Source organism: Aeromonas sp. MTB, assembly GCF_056632455.1.
Genome location: NZ_CP147026.1, coordinates 2,795,390 through 2,812,063 on the forward strand (window position 1 = coordinate 2,795,390; position 16,674 = coordinate 2,812,063).

15 protein-coding genes are annotated in these 16,674 nt (G+C 58.8%); 6 read left to right on the forward strand and 9 right to left on the reverse strand.

Annotation, left to right across the window (positions count from 1 at the left end; translation table 11 throughout):
* The first annotated feature begins 6 nt into the window (after positions 1-6).
* Positions 7-525 (forward strand): DUF2062 domain-containing protein, encoded by a 519-nt coding sequence (locus WBR25_RS12785; RefSeq protein WP_005350890.1) that lies wholly within the window; start codon positions 7-9, stop codon positions 523-525.
* A complete protein-coding gene (locus tag WBR25_RS12790; RefSeq protein ID WP_005359699.1) occupies positions 519-1,022 on the forward strand; it encodes a DUF2062 domain-containing protein in 504 nt (167 codons plus the stop codon). The genes WBR25_RS12785 and WBR25_RS12790 overlap by 7 nt, the downstream gene beginning before the upstream one ends.
* Before the next feature lie 124 nt (positions 1,023-1,146).
* Here WBR25_RS12790 and WBR25_RS12795 read toward each other — a convergent pair whose 3' ends face one another.
* The 9 genes from WBR25_RS12795 to glpT all read right to left on the reverse strand — a co-directional run bounded on the left by WBR25_RS12795 (position 1,147) and on the right by glpT (position 11,047).
* Positions 1,147-2,337: an amino acid aminotransferase gene (locus WBR25_RS12795; protein WP_150388867.1), complete on the reverse strand. Its 1,191-nt coding sequence runs from the start codon at positions 2,335-2,337 to the stop codon at positions 1,147-1,149.
* A gap of 145 nt (positions 2,338-2,482) precedes the next feature.
* A complete protein-coding gene (locus tag WBR25_RS12800; protein WP_429106781.1) occupies positions 2,483-3,424 on the reverse strand; it encodes a hypothetical protein in 942 nt (313 codons plus the stop codon).
* A 171-nt stretch (positions 3,425-3,595) separates the two neighbouring features.
* Complete coding sequence (gene hdfR / locus WBR25_RS12805) at positions 3,596-4,468, reverse strand: HTH-type transcriptional regulator HdfR (RefSeq protein ID WP_005337525.1); 873 nt, start codon at positions 4,466-4,468, stop codon at positions 3,596-3,598.
* Positions 4,468-4,839: a MaoP family protein gene (locus tag WBR25_RS12810; RefSeq protein ID WP_113738679.1), complete on the reverse strand. Its 372-nt coding sequence runs from the start codon at positions 4,837-4,839 to the stop codon at positions 4,468-4,470. The genes hdfR and WBR25_RS12810 overlap by 1 nt, the downstream gene beginning before the upstream one ends.
* 298 nt (positions 4,840-5,137) lie before the next feature.
* The gene (gene eco / locus WBR25_RS12815; RefSeq protein ID WP_005337529.1) at positions 5,138-5,620 is read right to left on the reverse strand and encodes a serine protease inhibitor ecotin; all 483 of its coding nucleotides are present in this window, start codon (positions 5,618-5,620) and stop codon (positions 5,138-5,140) included.
* A 218-nt stretch (positions 5,621-5,838) separates the two neighbouring features.
* Complete coding sequence (gene glpQ / locus WBR25_RS12820; RefSeq protein ID WP_108613943.1) at positions 5,839-6,927, reverse strand: glycerophosphodiester phosphodiesterase; 1,089 nt, start codon at positions 6,925-6,927, stop codon at positions 5,839-5,841.
* Between the two features lie 107 nt (positions 6,928-7,034).
* Positions 7,035-8,522 carry a glycerol-3-phosphate dehydrogenase gene (glpD, locus tag WBR25_RS12825; protein ID WP_429106783.1) on the reverse strand — a complete coding sequence of 496 codons (1,488 nt, stop codon included), beginning with the start codon at positions 8,520-8,522 and terminating at the stop codon, positions 7,035-7,037.
* 305 nt (positions 8,523-8,827) lie between these two features.
* Positions 8,828-9,586 (reverse strand): DeoR/GlpR family transcriptional regulator, encoded by a 759-nt coding sequence (locus WBR25_RS12830; protein WP_429106784.1) that lies wholly within the window; start codon positions 9,584-9,586, stop codon positions 8,828-8,830.
* Between the two features lie 102 nt (positions 9,587-9,688).
* A complete protein-coding gene (gene glpT, locus WBR25_RS12835; RefSeq protein WP_005337540.1) occupies positions 9,689-11,047 on the reverse strand; it encodes a glycerol-3-phosphate transporter in 1,359 nt (452 codons plus the stop codon).
* A gap of 489 nt (positions 11,048-11,536) precedes the next feature.
* On the opposite strand from glpT, the gene WBR25_RS12840 reads away from it, so the two are divergent.
* From WBR25_RS12840 to WBR25_RS12855, 4 genes are all read left to right on the forward strand, one after another.
* Positions 11,537-12,385 (forward strand): MIP/aquaporin family protein, encoded by an 849-nt coding sequence (locus WBR25_RS12840; protein ID WP_005337544.1) that lies wholly within the window; start codon positions 11,537-11,539, stop codon positions 12,383-12,385.
* A 53-nt stretch (positions 12,386-12,438) separates the two neighbouring features.
* On the forward strand, positions 12,439-13,941 hold the full coding sequence (gene glpK, locus WBR25_RS12845) for a glycerol kinase GlpK (RefSeq protein WP_005337546.1): 1,503 nt from the start codon (positions 12,439-12,441) through the stop codon (positions 13,939-13,941).
* 226 nt (positions 13,942-14,167) lie between these two features.
* Positions 14,168-16,144, forward strand: coding sequence for a methyl-accepting chemotaxis protein (locus WBR25_RS12850; protein ID WP_201939099.1), 1,977 nt, complete (start codon positions 14,168-14,170; stop codon positions 16,142-16,144).
* A 193-nt stretch (positions 16,145-16,337) separates the two neighbouring features.
* A complete protein-coding gene (locus tag WBR25_RS12855) occupies positions 16,338-16,571 on the forward strand; it encodes a hypothetical protein (protein ID WP_479748166.1) in 234 nt (77 codons plus the stop codon).
* Positions 16,572-16,674: the final 103 nt, after the last annotated feature.

Sequence of the window (16,674 nt, forward strand, 5' to 3'; positions counted from 1 at the left end):
TTCAATATGCCCAAACGACTCATTAAACGCTGGATGCCCGATCAGCAAACCCTGAAAGAACACAAGCACCTGCGGCTGTTCGGCAAACTGCTGCTCGATGCCAACCTCTGGCACCTCAACCGCCGCTCGGCTGCCGGGGCATTTGCGGTGGGCCTCTTCATGGCCTGGGTGCCGCTCCCCTGCCAGATGCTGCTGGCTGCCGGTGGCGCCATCCTGTGCCGGGTCAATCTGCCGCTCTCGGTGGCGCTGGTCTGGCTCTCCAACCCCTTTACCATGCCTCCCCTGCTCTATGGCGCCTATCTGGTGGGTTGCCAGCTGCTGGGACATTCGGCGCAGCAGATAGAGATTGAGTTCACCTGGGAGTGGCTGGTCTCGGTACTGGGCACAGTGGCACCGCCGCTGTTGCTGGGCTCGCTGATCTTGGCCCTGCTCAGTTCCCTTATCGGCTACACCCTGATCCGCACCTTCTGGCGGATCAGCACGGTGCGCCAGTGGCAAAAACGCAAGATGGCCCGCCCATGCTGAGTCGCTGGTTTGCCCGCTTCAAGCTAGATCCCGATACCCTGCGCCAGCAGAAGTGGTTTGCCCTTTTTGGTGAGCGACTACTTGCCCCCGCCCTCTGGCAAGGAGGCACTCGCGCCCTGAGTGGCGCGGTGGCGGCCGGGATCTTCGCCTGCTGGTTCCCCATCCCGATGCACTCGCTCATCGCAGTCGGTCTGGCGCTGGCATTCAGCCTCAACCTGCCACTGGCGCTGCTGGCGGTCTGGTTCAACAATCCGCTGACCCTGCCGTTCATGTACCTCTACGCCTATCGCACCGGTTGTCTGGTACTGCACCAGACGCCGGAGCCTTTCCACCTCAGCTGGACCCTCCACTGGCTGGAACAGGAGGCAGCAACCCTGGTGCCCCCCTTCCTGCTCGGCAGCCTGCTGCTGGCGGTACTCACCGCCCTGAGCGGCGGCGCCCTGACCGCGCTGCTGCTGCAACTGCGCAAACTGTGGCAAGGTGCCCGCCACCAGTGAGTCCCCCTTCCCATTGTTTGACTGTTTGACGATCAACCGTTGGCGATCAAAAAAGCCCGTCACCAAGGTGACGGGCTTTTTCATGGCATAGTGCCGCATAGTGCCAGAGCGCAAGGTGATGCGATTACAGCACCTTGGCGATCGCCTCGCAGAGGGGATCGATATTGGCGCGGGTAATACCGGCTACGCTGATCCGGCCTGAGCCGACGATATAGATGGCAAACTCGCTCTTGAGGCGCTCCACCTGATCCTTGGTGAGACCGGAGAAGGAGAACATGCCGTTCTGCTCGCGGATAAAGCTGAAATCCTGGCTCACGCCGAGGGCAGCCAGCTTCTCTACCAGCAGTTCGCGCATCTCGCGAATACGCACCCGCATGGCAGCCACTTCTTCGACCCACTCGGCATAGAGAGCCGGATCGCTCACCACGGCGGTGACCACAGCGGCACCGTGTGACGGCGGGTTGGAGTAGTTGGCACGGATCACTGTCTTGACCTGAGTGAAGGCCACATCGGCGATCTCTTTGGTCGCGCTGACCAGCGTGAAGGCACCGACCCGCTCGTTGTAGAGGCCGAAGTTCTTGGAGAAAGAGCTCGCCACCAGCAGCTCGTCATGGCACTCGGCGAAGATGCGCAGGCCTTCGGCATCCTCTTCGATACCACGGGCAAAACCCTGATAGGCGAAGTCAAACAGCGGCAACCAGCCGGCGGCAGCACTCTGCTTGGCCAGTGCGCGCCACTGATCGCTAGTTGGGTCGATACCGGTCGGGTTGTGGCAGCAGCCGTGCAGCAGCACCAGCTCACCCGGCTGCACTTCGGCCAGCGAGGCCTGCATGGCAGCAAAGTCGAGCCCCTTGGTGGCGGCGTTGTAGTACTTGTACCACTTGACGGTCAGGCCCGCGGCCTGGAATACGCTGACGTGGTTGGCCCAGGTGGGATCGGAGATCCAGATGGTCTTGGCCAGACCGTTGCGCACCACGAATTCGGCCGCGATACGCAGGGCACCGGTACCGCCCGGCGCTTGCGCGGTCTTGGCGCGGCCACTGGCAACCAGCGCAGAGTGCTGCCCGAACAGCAGTTGCTGCACGATGCGGCCATATTCGATATTGCCTTCAATACCGAGGTAGTTCTTGGTCTTCTCGTCGGTCAGCAGCTTCTGCTCGGCTTTCTTGACGCAGTGAAGAATGGGGGTGGCACCGGACTCGTCCTTGTAGATCCCTACGCCCAGATTGATCTTGTGGCTGCGAGAGTCAGCGCGGAAGGCTTCGGTCAGGCCCAGGATCGGATCCGCTGGGGCGGCAACAACCTTTTCAAACATGGTATTCCCTGTATTCCGTTGAGTTCGTTGGGTGGCAAAGCGGCTTGATAAACAAAAGCGCTCATCTGGCGAGCGCTTCGTCAACTCTTTATATCACCGCGTTCAATGAGGGAAAACCGCTTTTTGGCTCGCTTTCAGACCAATTTCAACCAACGGCATGCCACGCTGGCGCCAGTGCGCACACCTCGGCCGACAAGCCACCATTGGACTCAACCAAACCGCTACAAACTGCTAACAATGACTTGGGGATCCGGCTCGGCTCCCAGGGCCGAGCCTCAGTCAAAGGTTGGGCATATGCGCTGAGGATGGGGGCCAGATCACGGGGCAACCACCAGCTGGCCGGACGACCCAAGCGCTGGGCCAGCGCCTGCAGCCGATCCACCCCGGTAGGGTCGAGGGCGGTGAGATGACTCCACAACACATTGGGGGGCAAGGCGGCCACCACCTGCTGCAAGGCTAGAGGAGCCGATGGGGGGGCCCACACCAGCAAGGTGCCAGCATCAAGGGGCAACTCTGCAAAGGCGCCGACGCTATCTGTGGTGATCACCCGCTCGATACTCCCCTCCCCCCACAGGATCTTGCCAAGACCCGCCAGGGTGCGCTCGGGCAGCGCCACCTCCCCCAGCGCCTGCAACCAGGGGGCTGCGTCGATCAGGGTGCCGCCGCTGAAAAAGAGGCTGAACGGCTGGGCGGCGCGCAAGCGCAACAGCTGATCGGCACAGAGCCGGATCCCCTTGTCCTCGAAATCGATCTGCTCGTTGGGGGTGAAGTTCACCTCGCTCTTGCGATAGAGCGCCGCCAACACCCGATCGTTGACCTGCTCCCCCAATTGCCAGCCCTGAGCATGCAACCACTCCTCGGGCTCGGGGGGGGCAGTTGCGATCTCGGCCAGCATCAGCTCGCGGGTGAGATAGCGCCGTCCGGCCGGGGTGAGCTCATAGCTGTGGCTGCCATGAGCGAGCAGCAGCTGGTTATCCTTGAGCAGGCCCACCAGCGGTTGCCACTGGCGGCCACGGATCACCACAGGTGAGTGGCTCAGCAACTGCTGCGCCAGTGCCCGCCATTCGGGGTGACTAAAGTCGATCAATTACAATCCATCCCTGTCAGTGCTCAATCGGATAAACAGCCTGAAAAGGTACCGTTACAGGCCGATGACGCCAAGCCTCCCGCGCCAATTACGTGACTTCGCTCCCTGCAATTTTCCCCAAACAGAAGAGCCCACCGTGGGGTGGGCTCTTTCTTGGATAAAACTCGACGCTTATTCGACGTTGAGGCGCAGTTCGGCGTCGTGCCAACCCAGTGGCAGGGTCAACAGCTGATCGATCAGCTCCCGGCGATCGGATTTCTCCAGATAGGCGAGATAGAGCGGGCGGCTCAGCGGCTGACCCCCCTCCACCAGATGGAGCGCCCCCTTCTCGAGGAAGGGGCTGACCATCCGCCGTGGCAGGTAGGCAGCACCACCGTTGGCCAGCACGAACTGCAACGCCATGCTGGCGGAGCTGGAGTGCAGCACCGGGGTCTTTTGCAGGCTCTGCAAACGGCTGGGTTGCGGCTCGAAGCTGGTGCCCCAGTCGAGGTGGATGTGCGGCATCTGCATCAGGTTGTCGGCATTGGCTGCCGGATCCCGGCTCACCAGCTCGAACACCAGCTCACCGATGGGATGCAGGGCAATCTCATCGATCTTGGTGGGCTCGGAGAGCAGGGCCAGATCGAGGGAGCGCTCCAGCAGCTGACGGCAGAGGTGCTCGCGGGAGGCTGTTTCCAGCCGCACCGCCAAACCGGGCGCCAGTGCATAGATGTGATTGAGCCAGTCGTTGAAATCGAGCTCCCAGAACACCGCGGGCGCGCCGATAGCCAACTGCTGGCTGAATCCTGGCGAGAGCGCCACATCCTGCTTGGCACGACCAAGGGTGTGCAAGATGGCGTCTGCGTAGGGCAGCAGACGCTCACCGGAGGCGGTCAGACGGATATTGTTGCGATGACGGGCAAATAGACTGACACCCAGTTGCTGCTCTAGCTGGCGGATCCGGAAACTCACCGCCGACTGGGTCAGGTAGAGATTTTCAGCAGCCCGGCCAAAGTGCCGGGTCTTGCTCACCTCGATAAAGGTCCGAAGCAGCTCGGTATCCATTAATCGATGGACTCGTCACTGCCACCACCGCTGCCACCACCGACATCAAAGCTGCCGCCACCGCTGCTCTCTTCGCTGGCGCCGCCAACGACGGTGCAGAGGCGATGAACGCGCTTGGGACCGATCACCTTGAGGTATTTGAACCACACCTTGGCATGGGGGTTGGTACCGGCTGCGCCGGATTTGACCTGTTCGACGAAGGCGGACTCGACATCGTCACGGGGTGCAAGGTTGCCCTGGTAGAGTGCCAGCATAGCGGTACCATACTTTTCCAGACTGTCCGCTTCGGCCACAGTGAATTCACCACTGCGACGCAGGCCACGGGGAAAATGTTTGAAGTCGTTGAAACGCTTGTCTGATTCGAAGCTCATAGTGCTCTTTTTTCTGGTTAGTTTGACCTTTGCGGGCAAGTATCATCAGGCCATCGCCGAGTGCAAAATCAATTTTCTCACTATGTTAATAAATATCTTTTATCGAAGTCACTTTGCCCCATAGCTGACGCCGATTTTGTGGCATAACACACAAAAAACGTTGATAAATAATAAACTTATGTAAACGTACAGCTAATTTGCACGTCACTTTTGGGACTGCGCAGGCAAAAATAAAGCGCCATACGGCGCTTTATTTATCACATCAGGTGAACCAGCTGAACCTTTGGTTCAAACATGCTTACTCAATCATGGCCGGTTGGGCCAGGTTGTCGGCACGCCACAGACGGTAGCGCACTTCATACTCCTGCGGCACGTAGATCACGAACGGCAGTTTTGAGTTGTAGTTCACGAAGAAGCCCTGACCGTAGATCTGGACGAAGGTCTCTTTCTGTTGGTTATCCGGGCACATCATCAGGGTGCTGATGGGGTCGGAGACTTTGCCCAGTTTCAGGTAGTTGTAGCCCCAGCCTTTGACGCTGTGCTGTTCCAGGTTGCCTGCAAAACGCGGTACGTTGCAATCAACCATCATCTTTTTGCCGACCTGCAGCTCGACCATCATGTCGGCTTCTTTCTCGACTTCAGGCAGGCGGATCACCACACGTTCCTGATTCACGTCAGCGGCTGGGAACATGCTGATATCAAATTTTTTCGGCTCGGCGGCGAAGGCATGGCCACCCAGCAACAAGGCGCCCAGCAGGCTAAAACGCAATACGGTTTTCATCTGTACCTCATGGGGTTGGTTCAACGCCGCTAGACTAACCGCTCTGCCGATTTCATGCCAGCGATCTGCTACGTAAAAACTGCGTAAAATGATGCAGATCCGGCACACCATGACGTGATCTGGCTATTTTCTGACAGGGCGCACACTCCCGTTACGGGAACCTGAAACAAAAAGCGAGGCCAATTGGCCTCGCTTTGCATTCAAATGGCGCCAGAGTGCTATTTGGCCGCCTCTTGATGGGCCTTGATGACGGCCACCGCCTTGTCAGGGAAGTCACTGAACACCCCATCCACATCAGCCTGATAGAGGAAGATATTAAGGAGATCGGTGAAGTCCTTGGCATAGGCCGGGATCTGCCCCTCATCCTGACGGAAGGTATAGGGGTGAACTTTCAGGCCCGCCGCATGGGCTTCTTTTACCATGCTGGTGAAGACCGGCTTGCCCAAAGTGCCCGGCTCGGTGACGATCATCGGCTTCCACGGGCCAATCCCTTCGGCATAGCTGGCGATGGTTTTCATCGCCCCCGGCTTGAACATCCAGTCATAGTTGTAGGGGGTCGCCTTGCCCTTGGCGTCGTAGACCATGGTCTCGTTCCAGTCGGTCTCGGCCATCAGCTGCACCAGTTTCAGATCCATACCCATGGCGGGCATCAGTTCGCTGTTGATGCGCTGGAGTTCATCGGCATCGAAGCACTGCAGATAGACCTTGTCATCCTTCCCGGTATAGCCGTACTCCTTGAGCACCTTCAGCACCGCCTTGGAGATATCCTTGCCTTCGTGACGGAACAGCCAGGGCGCCTTGATCTCCGGATAGATGCCGATGTTCTTGCCGGTGCTCTTGTTGAGCCCCTGGATCATCTCGATCTCCTCCTGGAAGGTGTGGATCTTGAAGTCTGACTTCCAGAGCGGGAAGCGGGCCGGATAGACCGGCACCTGCTTGCCATCCACCAGCTGGAACGGCTCGGTCATGCGCAGGGATCGCACCTCATCCAAGGTGAAATCCACTACATAATAACGACCGTCCGGACGGGCACGACCGGGGAAGCGCGCCGCCACATCGGTGATACCATCGAGGAAGTGATCGTGCATCACCACCAGCTGGTCATCCTTGGTCATCACCAGATCCTGTTCCAGATAGTCGGCCCCCATGCCATAGGCCAGCGCCTTGGACTCCAGGGTATGCTCGGGCAGGTAGCCGGAAGCGCCACGGTGGGCGATAACCACCTTGCCTTCATCGGCAGCCAACACGGGTAATGAGAGGGATGCCCCAAGGCTCAAGGCAATGAGGGAAACGGCGAGTTTTTTCATATGTGATGCTCTTTTATTATTGTGTGTAGGTAATTGTTCTATCAGAGGTTTGTTGCACATTTACGGTGGAAAGCGGTGGGCTGCAGCGCACTGCCCACCGTCACTCATCAGCTCGCTTTGCGCAGAGCCTGATGGTATTGGTCGAGCCAGATCTGCAGCATCTGCTGCTCTGACTCATTCAGGCGCAGCCCCAGCTTGCTGCGGCGCCAGAGGATATCATCCAGTGAACAGGCCCACTCCCGCTCGATGAGATAGCGCACTTCCGACTCGTACAGGCCACCACCGAGGTGAATGCCGCGATCCTCTTTCAGCCAGAGACGGGCATGGGCGCCATAGGCCTCGGCAATGCGCAGGGCGCTGCGATCATCGAGCCAGTCAAACTCCAGCGCAAAGGCGCGGGCCAGCTCGCGTACCGAGCAGTCAAACTCGCCACCTGGCAGCCGGCTGGTCGCAGTCCAGTCATCCCCCATCTGGCTGAACCAGGGCTTGAGCTTGTTGCAGGCGGCCTGCGCCAGCTTGCGATAGGTGGTGAGCTTGCCGCCAAACACCGACAAGAGCGGCGCACCGTCAGACTCGCCAGAGAGTTCGAGAGTGTAGTCGCGGGTCACCGCTTGCGGCGAGTCTGACTCGTCATCACAGAGCGGGCGCACCCCGGCATAGGTCCAGATCACATCTTTCGGCGCAATTTGGCGAGTGAAGTGGGCGTTGACCACCTTGCACAGGTAGGTAATTTCGGCCTCGCTGATCTTCGCTTCCCGCGGGCTGCCGTGGTGCTCCACATCCGTGGTGCCGATGAGGGAGTAGTCCTGCTGATAAGGGATGACGAAGACAATGCGGTTGTCTTCGTTTTGCAGGATATAGGCCTCTTCGCGCTCATGGATGCGTGGCACTATCATGTGGCTGCCTTTAATAAGGCGAATGCCGCGGGGGGATTTCTCGTGCAGGCTCTCGTCATAGAAGGTCTTGACCCAGGGGCCCGCTGCATTGACCAGACCACGGCAGGTGACGGTGAACTGCTCGCCCCCTTCCCGCTCCAAAGTGAGCGTCCAGTGTTTGGAACCGCGCACCGCCTTGATGCAACGGGTGCGGGTCTGAACGTCGGCCCCCTTGTCACGGGCCATCATAGCGTTGAGCACCACCAACCGGGCGTCGTCGACCCAAGCATCGGAATATTCAAACCCCTTGTTGATCCCCGCGCTCAAGCCATCTTGCGGCAGGAAGCGCACGCCACAGCTCCCCTTTAGCTTGTCGCGCTTGGCCAGATTGTCATAGAGGAACAGACCGGCGCGGATCATCCAGGCCGGACGCAGGTGCGGGCGGTGCGGCAGGCGAAAACGCATGGGACGGGCGATGTGAGGCGCCATACCGAGCAGCACCTCACGCTCCGCCAACGCCTCTTTCACCAGCCGGAATTCGTAATGCTCGAGATAGCGCAAACCGCCGTGGATCAGCTTGCTGGAGTTGGACGAGGTGGCAGAGGCGAGATCTTGCGCCTCAAACAGGGCAACCTTCAGACCCCGTCCTGCCGCATCGGCTGCGATGCCGACCCCGTTGATGCCGCCACCGACGACGACCAGATCATAATGTTCGCTCATGTTCACCTACTTTCATTTTTATGATTGCTATAACAGCAATGTTTGATTTCGCTCATTTTAGAACATGAAAATACAACAAACGAACATTTTATGATGAAAGTGTGATCGCCACAGCCCGCCAGAGGTGGCAAAGGGAACTGGTCAGCGGAGCAAATGGCGTCGGGCCAAAATCGGCGGGTTAATAGCCAAAAAAAACAGATTGAATAGTGGTTTTTGCAATACCTATAAAGGGGTGAGATGGGGGAGAAAAAGAGAAAGGAGGCCGCCCTGACGGGCGACCGGCACAGCCTTGGCGTGTTTCGCCGTCAGCAGATGTGGCAGGCGATCTGGTGTTGCGCCATCAATCGCGTCAGCTTTTCCGGTGGCTCCTGATCGGTAAAGAGGGCGTGGATCTGGCTGAGATTGCCCAGATTGACCATGGCATTGCGACCGAACTTGGTGTGGTCGGCGGCCAGGAACACCTGACGGGAGTGAGCGATGATGGCCTGGGCAATCTTCACCTCGTGATAGTCGAAATCGAGCAGGGAGCCGTCGTTGTCGATCCCCGAAATCCCGATGACGCCATAGTCCATGCGAAACTGACCGATAAAGTCGCGGGTCGCCTCCCCCACGATGCCGCCATCGCGGTTGCGGATCTCGCCACCGGCGATGATGACGGTGAAGTCATCCTTTGCCGTCAAAATGCTGGCCACGTTGAGGTTGTTGGTGACGATGCGCAGATCACGGTGATCGAGCAGGGCGCGGGCAATAGCTTCGGTGGTGGTGCCTATGTCGATAAAGAGCGATGAGCCGTCGGGAATATTGGCCGCTACCTCGCGGGCGATGCGCTCTTTCTCCTTGAGTTGCATCACTTTACGGGCGCTATAGGCGGTATTGACGGTACTCGAATGCAGGGAGGCACCGCCATGATGGCGCCGGATCTTGTTCTGTTCGGCGAGATCGTTCAGATCCCGGCGAATGGTCTGGGGGCTGACGTCAAAGTGGGTCACCAGATCGTCGGTCGAGACAAATCCCTGCCGCGTCAGGACGTCCAGGATCTCCAGATGTCGTTGGGTTTGCTTCACGCTTGCACTCCGATGATGAGACAAAAAAAGGCCCCGGCAGATGCGGGGCCTTTTGGCAGTTTACCTGATCCCCTTTGGGATCAATAAGCTGAGGATCACGTTTTATGCCTTATGGGCAGCCGCTTTCTTGGCCGCAACGGCAATGTTCTCATGCTTGAGGGTCATCGCCAGCAGGATGATGGAGAGCACACAGGAGACGGTCAGCACCATGAAGCCGCCATCCCAACCGAAGTGGTCAACGGTATAACCCAGCATGGCGTTGGCTGCCACGGCGCCGCCCAGATAACCGAACAGACCGGTGAAACCTGCCGCAGTACCGGCTGCTTTCTTCGGTGCCAGCTCAAGAGCATAGAGGCCGATCAGCATGACAGGACCGTAGATCAGGAAGCCGATAGCCACCAGCGCCATCATGTCGATGGTCGGGTTGCCGGCCGGGTTGAACCAGTAGACCAGTACAGCCAGGGTCACCAGCACCATGAACAGGATACCGGCCGGTGCACGGCGGCCCTGGAACATCTTGTCAGAGATCCAGCCACACAGCAGGGTGCCCGGAATACCGGCCCACTCGTAGAGGAAGTAAGCCCAGGAGGAGTTGTCGACGGTGAAGTGCTTGGCCTCTTTCAGGTAGGTTGGCGCCCAGTCCAGCACACCGTAACGAATGAGGTAAACGAAGGCGTTGGCGATCGCGATGTACCACAGCAGTTTGTTGTGCAGCACGTACTTGACGAAGATCTCCTTGGCGGAGAACTCCTGCTCGTGGCTCTCGTTGTAATCCTTCGGATAGTCGTTCTTGTACTCCTCGATAGGCGGCAGACCGACCGATTGCGGGGTATCACGCATCACGAAGAAGGCGATCACCGCGATGGCGGCCGCCGCTGCCGCAGGCACATAGAAGGCGCTGCGCCAGTCGTTGAACCAGCCCATCCCGAGGATAAACAGCGGGCCAATCATGCCGCCACCCACGTTGTGCGCCACGTTCCAGACCGCAACCACTTCGCCGCGCTCTTTCTGTGACCACCAGTGCACCATGGTGCGACCGCAAGGCGGCCAGCCCATGCCCTGTGCCCAACCGTTCAGGAACAACAGCACAAACATGATGGCAATGCTGGAGGTGGCCCAGTGCATGGTACCCATCATGAACATGATGGCAGCCGAGAGCAGCAGACCGGCGGAGAGGAAGTAACGGGCGTTGGAACGGTCAGAGACGTTCCCCATCAGGAACTTGGACAAACCGTAAGCGATGGAGACCCCGGAGAGCGCGAAACCGAGATCACCACGGGAGAAGCCCTGCTCGATCAGATAGGGCATCGCCAGACTGAAGTTTTTCCGTACCAGATAGTAGCCGGCGTAACCGAAGAAGATCCCGAAAAACACCTGCCAACGCATGCGTTTGTAGAAGGGGTCGACCTTGTCAGCCGGGAGCCTGTCGATGTGCGCCGCAGGCCTGAAGAGACTAAGCATGTTCTGCTTCCTTATTGTTGTTATGGGCGGTTGAGGATGCCCTGACCATTCCAACGAATCATGTGAGTCCACTAATTCGTAAGCGAGCCTATTGTGCTCATATGCGCTCATTTAATCTGTGATGCATGCTCAAATATTGCAGTTTTATTACAAATAAAAGCTCCAAATGAGAAATCACTCAGCAAGCGTCAGCCCTTGTGTGACAAGGGTTGCGAGCTACCCCCTAAGTGGTAACTAGCGGTAATCAAGATGCTTTACGTCACATTTTCTTAGCAATGAGTGGGATCTTGTCCACATTTCCTATGGAGGGGGGATGGTGAAATTATTGGGAAGGGTTATTTTCTGTCACGACCGATAACGAGCGCAAACGAGCATAACGTTTGCGCAAGACGCAAAAACAACAAGGAAACGTTTTCGGCAGCAACGGATAGACACAAAAAGATAAAACGGAACATCAAACCTCTACGGGTGGATATAAGGAACAAAAGTATGAGCATACAAAGACCCAATACCCTGCTTGGCGAGTGCATCGCCGAGTTTATCGGAACCGGCCTGCTGATATTTTTCGGCGTCGGATGTGTGGCGGCACTGGTGCTGGCAGGCGCCAACTTCGGGCAGTGGGAAATCTCCATTACCTGGGGTCTGGGTGTGGCCATCGCCATCTATGTGACCGGCGGCATTTCAGGTGCTCACCTGAACCCGGCTGTAACCCTGGCGCTGATGACCTTCTGCGGTTTCGACAAGCGCAAGGTGGTCCCCTACATCATCGCCCAGATAGCCGGTGCCTTCTGCTTCGCGGCCCTTGTCTACTTCCTTTATGGTAACCTTTTCACCCAGTGGGAAGTGACCCATAACGTGGTGCGCGGCAGCGTCGAGAGCCTCGGCACCGCCGGGATCTTCTCCACCTATCCCAATGCCCTGCTGACCAATATGCAAGCTTTTGCCGTCGAGCTGGTGATCACTGCCGTCCTGATGCTGGGCATCATGGCGCTGGGTGACAACAACAACGGCGCTCCCAAAGGTTTCGCAGCCGCTCTGCTGATCGGTATCCTGATCGCGGTGATCGGCGCCTCCCTTGGCCCGTTAACCGGTTTTGCCATGAACCCGGCCCGTGACTTTGGTCCGAAACTGTTCGCGTTCTTTGCTGGCTGGGGTGATGTTGCCCTGACCGGTGGTCGTGACAACCCCTACTTCTGGGTTCCGATCCTTGGCCCCATCGTTGGCGCCCAGATTGGTACCGCTCTGTATGTCAAAGTGCTGGCTCCCTGCGTCCCGGGCAACCGTGTCGTCACCACCGAGCAAGCGACCCAAACCGCCAAAGAAGAGGCTGCCGCATAAGAGCGGCCCCTCCAACGTATAAAAACGTGGAAAATAGAAACGTGGAGAACATCATGTCTGCTGAAAAGAAATATGTCGTCGCTCTGGACCAGGGAACCACCTCTTCCCGCGCCATCGTGTTTGATCAGGATGCCAACATTGTCGGTACCTCCCAGCGCGAATTCACCCAGCACTACCCGAAAGCGGGCTGGGTAGAGCACGACCCGATGGAGATCTGGGCGACCCAATCCTCCGTCTTTACCGAAGTACTGGCCAAGACCGGCCTGCGCAGCGAAGAGATCGCCGCCATCGGTATCACCAACCAGCGTGAAACCACCGTTGTCTGGGAAAAGGCCACCGGCAAGCCCATCTACAACGCCATCGTCTGGCAGTGCCGCCGCACCGCCGCCATCTGCGAGGAGCTGAAAGCACGCGGTCTGGAAGAGTACGTTCGCGAGAACACCGGTCTGGTGCTGGATGCCTACTTCTCCGGTACCAAGGTGAAGTGGATCCTCGACAACGTGGAAGGTGCCCGCGAGAAGGCGATGAACGGCGAACTGCTGTTCGGCACCATCGATACCTGGCTGGTCTGGAAGATGACCAATGGCGAAGTGCACGTCACTGACCCGACCAACGCTTCCCGTACCATGCTCTACAACATCCGCGAGCTGAAGTGGGACGAGAAGATGCTGGACGAGCTGGGCATCCCCATGTCCATGCTGCCGGAAGTGAAACCCTCTTCCGAAGTCTACGGCTACACCACCCGTGGCGGCGGCTCCCGCATCCCCATCGCCGGTATCGCCGGTGACCAGCAGTCTGCCCTGTTCGGCCAGCTCTGCTTTGAGAAAGGGATGGCCAAGAACACCTACGGCACCGGCTGCTTTATGCTGATGAACACCGGTACCGAGCCGGTTCGCTCCAGCAACGGCCTGCTGACCACCGTCGCCATCGGCCCGAAAGGGGAAGTGAACTACGCGCTGGAAGGTGCGGTGTTTATGGGCGGCGCCACCATCCAGTGGCTGCGTGACGAGCTGAAGATCATTCACGATGCCCGCGACACCGACTACTTCGCCTCCAAGGTGGGCGATACCAACGGCGTCTATCTGGTGCCGGCCTTCGTCGGTCTGGGTGCGCCCTACTGGGATCCGTATGCTCGTGGCACCATGGTCGGCCTGACCCGTGGCGCCAACCGCAACCACATCATCCGTGCAGCGCTGGAATCCATCGCCTATCAGAGCCGCGATGTGCTGGATGCCATGCAGCAGGACTCCGGCATCAAGCTGGCTGCGCTGAAAGTCGACGGCGGCGCCGTAGCCAACGACTTCCTGATGCAGTTCCAGGCTGACATGATGCACACCCCGGTGGTACGTCCGACCCGCATCGAGACTACCGCCATGGGCGCCGCCTTCCTGGCTGGTCTGGCAGTCGGCTTCTGGAAGAGCTCGGACGAGCTGGAAGACAAGTTCAGCGTGGACCGCGAGTTCATCCCGCAGATGGACAGAGACGATCGCGCCAAACGTTACAGCGGCTGGCAAAAAGCGGTTGAGCGTTCACGCCGTTGGGCTGAAGAGGATTGATCGGGCACCCGACATTCCGTTGAGATAAACACCAGAGAGGCCGACCGCAATGTCGGCCTCTCTTTTTATGCTTTCCCTTGCCGCTTTCTGCCCCCTTCCCCGCTCATTGCTCCCTCCTGTTTTTCTGCCGCCCTCTGTTGTCACCATCCATCACAACGCAATTGAGTTCTCTATCTATAATCATCATCTGGGTCGCATATGCGACCTTATTTATGAGGAGAGCGATATGGAGAGGGCGATACACCGTTTTACACTGCACTCACTCTGGTCAGGGCTCGGGATCCGCACCCGGATCCTCGCTGGCGTAGCGATACTGATGGCCATCGCCATCAGCTGCATCACCTTGATCCTCGAGCAGATATCCCACAGTCAGGCCCAGCAGCGGGTCGAACGCTACGAGCTGCCAAGCAGCGTGGATCGCATTGCCAACCAGCTGACAGCGCAGCTTATCCAGCACCTGACCGAGGCGCAGGCGCTGGCCAGCAACCGCTTTGTCATCGACTGGCTGACCGCTGGCATGCCAGAGCAAGAGTGGCCCGCCATGGAGCGTTACTTTCAGGATCTGCAACGGCGGATCGGCGGCAACGTCTTTATCGCACCCCGCCAGAGCAACACCCTGATCAACTTCAGCGGCGGCCCCATCGCCCAGAAATCGCTGAGCGAATCAGACCCGAAAGATGGGTGGTTTTACGGCTTTCTCAAACGCAGCAAACCCTATGAGCTGAACCTCGACATCTCCGATTTTGACAAGCGCGCCTCCCTCTATATCAACACCGCCGTCACCCACGAGGGCAAGACCCTAGCGGTGGCAGGCACCTCCATCGACATGAGCGCCCTGAGCAAGCTCATCAGCGGCTACCGGATCGGCAAGAGTGGTCAGGTCTATCTGGCGGATATGGAGGGCAATATCGAGATCCACCCCGAGCAGGAGGTGGAGGGGGCCGCCCACCACCAGCAATCCTTCCTCGATACCGTCAAGCGGCTTATTCCCAATGCCCGGGAACAGGTGGCCGTAGAGGCGCTAACACTGGAGGGGCAAACCTACCTCATCGCGGTGCGTTACATCCCCACCCTCAACCGGCTGCTGATTGGCGAGATCAACAGCGCCGAGCTGGAAGAGGGCCTGCAGGAATCCCGCCAGCTCATCATCATGGTCTCGCTCGCCATCGGCGGGATCGCCATGCTGGCATCCGCCTGGCTGGCTCACTCCATCAGTCGCCCCATTCGTCAGGCAGCCGATGGCATGCATCACATCACCGCCGATCGGGATCTGGCGACCCGCCTCGACTTCTCTGACGAGTCGGAGCTGGGAATGATGGCCCAGAGTTTCAATCAGCTGATCCAGAGCCTGAACCAGAGCTTCTCCCGCTTCCAGCAGTCAGGCAGCGCCCTCTCTGCGCAGTCGTCCCAATCCATGCAGCAGGCCCAGGCACTGGCAGGAGAAGCGTGCCAGCAGGCCCAGAGCATTCAGGAGCTGACCACTGTGGTCACCACCATCGGCGACAACGCCGAGCAGATCGCCAGCCGCTCGGAAGGAGTCAACGACGTAACCCAACGCATCGCCAACCATATGCTCAGCATCGAGCAGGATGTGACCCAAAGCGCCGCGCAACTCGACACCTTGCGCAGCAGCATCGGCAGCTCCTCGGCCCTGCTCGATGAAGTGGTGAAAGACAGCAACAACATCACCCAGATCATGAACCTCATCCGCGATGTCTCGAACCAGACCAACCTGCTGGCCCTCAATGCGGCCATCGAAGCGGCCCGGGCAGGGGATATGGGACGGGGCTTTGCAGTGGTGGCCGACGAGGTACGCCAACTGGCGGTGCGTACCCAGACGGCCACCAAGGATGTGCAGGATCTTATCTTGCGCCTGCAGGAGGGAACGCGGCAGGCCAGCAGCTCAATGGCAGACTCCCGCAACTTGAGCGAAGAGGGATACAACCGGATGAATCAGGCCAGAGAGGTGCTGGTGGATGCCACCAGCCAGATCAACCAGACCGCCCTCGAGATCAACGAGATCAGCGCGCTGGCGCAGGCGCAGAATCAACAGATGGGGCAAGCCAGAACGGCGCTCGACGAGCTGGCCATGGTGGCCGAACACCAGCGGGAACACGCGCAGGAGAGCAATGCCGCCAGTCGCGAGCTGTTCGAGCTGGCCAAGGCCATCGATGAGCAGATCCGCCAATACCGGATTGGCTAGACCCGGCGCGTCCCTCTCTCCCTCTCAATAACCAAGACGCCACCGCAGGGTGGCGTTTTCATTTTGCAAATCATTTTGCCTGCGCTCTCGAAACAAGAATAACGAGCAAGAGCACAAGACATTGATAATTAACATGAAAAAATGTGGAATGGCCATTGCTTAGTGATATCAGACTCAACAGAGGGATATCGCCATGAAACCGACCACCAATCAAGCGCCCGTAGCCCACGTCGCCACTCAAAAAGAGACCCTGACCCCCCGCGAAGGCACCTTCCTGATGATGGTGGCCCAACTGGTGGTGCTCACCAGCATCGTACTGGCCGCCACCGTCGGCGGCCTCTCCTGGCAGTGGACCCTACTGCTGGCCATTCCACCGGTGATCGGCGGCGCCCTGCTCAGCCGGGTATGGGGCAAACTGCCCCAGTAACTCCGCTTCACCTCACACACCTTCCCGAACCGGCGGCCGACCCTCAAGTCGGCCGTCTGTTTATCTGCCGCCTGGCTAATGCTGATGGGCCGCAACGAAGGCG

Excerpts from the sequence above, each read along its gene's own strand:
- glpD (WP_429106783.1), bottom strand. The coding sequence starts at position 8,522 with ATGAGCGAACATTATGATCTGGTCGTCGTCGGTGGCGGCATCAACGGG.
- WBR25_RS12840 (WP_005337544.1), top strand. The coding sequence starts at position 11,537 with ATGAGCATACAAAGACCCAATACCCTGCTTGGCGAGTGCATCGCCGAG.
- WBR25_RS12855 (WP_479748166.1), top strand. The coding sequence starts at position 16,338 with ATGAAACCGACCACCAATCAAGCGCCCGTAGCCCACGTCGCCACTCAA.
- WBR25_RS12795 (WP_150388867.1), bottom strand. The coding sequence starts at position 2,337 with ATGTTTGAAAAGGTTGTTGCCGCCCCAGCGGATCCGATCCTGGGCCTG.
- glpK (WP_005337546.1), top strand. The coding sequence starts at position 12,439 with ATGTCTGCTGAAAAGAAATATGTCGTCGCTCTGGACCAGGGAACCACC.
- WBR25_RS12785 (WP_005350890.1), top strand. The coding sequence starts at position 7 with ATGCCCAAACGACTCATTAAACGCTGGATGCCCGATCAGCAAACCCTG.
- glpT (WP_005337540.1), bottom strand. The coding sequence starts at position 11,047 with ATGCTTAGTCTCTTCAGGCCTGCGGCGCACATCGACAGGCTCCCGGCT.
- WBR25_RS12790 (WP_005359699.1), top strand. The coding sequence starts at position 519 with ATGCTGAGTCGCTGGTTTGCCCGCTTCAAGCTAGATCCCGATACCCTG.
- glpQ (WP_108613943.1), bottom strand. The coding sequence starts at position 6,927 with ATGAAAAAACTCGCCGTTTCCCTCATTGCCTTGAGCCTTGGGGCATCC.
- WBR25_RS12810 (WP_113738679.1), bottom strand. The coding sequence starts at position 4,839 with ATGAGCTTCGAATCAGACAAGCGTTTCAACGACTTCAAACATTTTCCC.
- hdfR (WP_005337525.1), bottom strand. The coding sequence starts at position 4,468 with ATGGATACCGAGCTGCTTCGGACCTTTATCGAGGTGAGCAAGACCCGG.
- eco (WP_005337529.1), bottom strand. The coding sequence starts at position 5,620 with ATGAAAACCGTATTGCGTTTTAGCCTGCTGGGCGCCTTGTTGCTGGGT.
- WBR25_RS12850 (WP_201939099.1), top strand. The coding sequence starts at position 14,168 with ATGGAGAGGGCGATACACCGTTTTACACTGCACTCACTCTGGTCAGGG.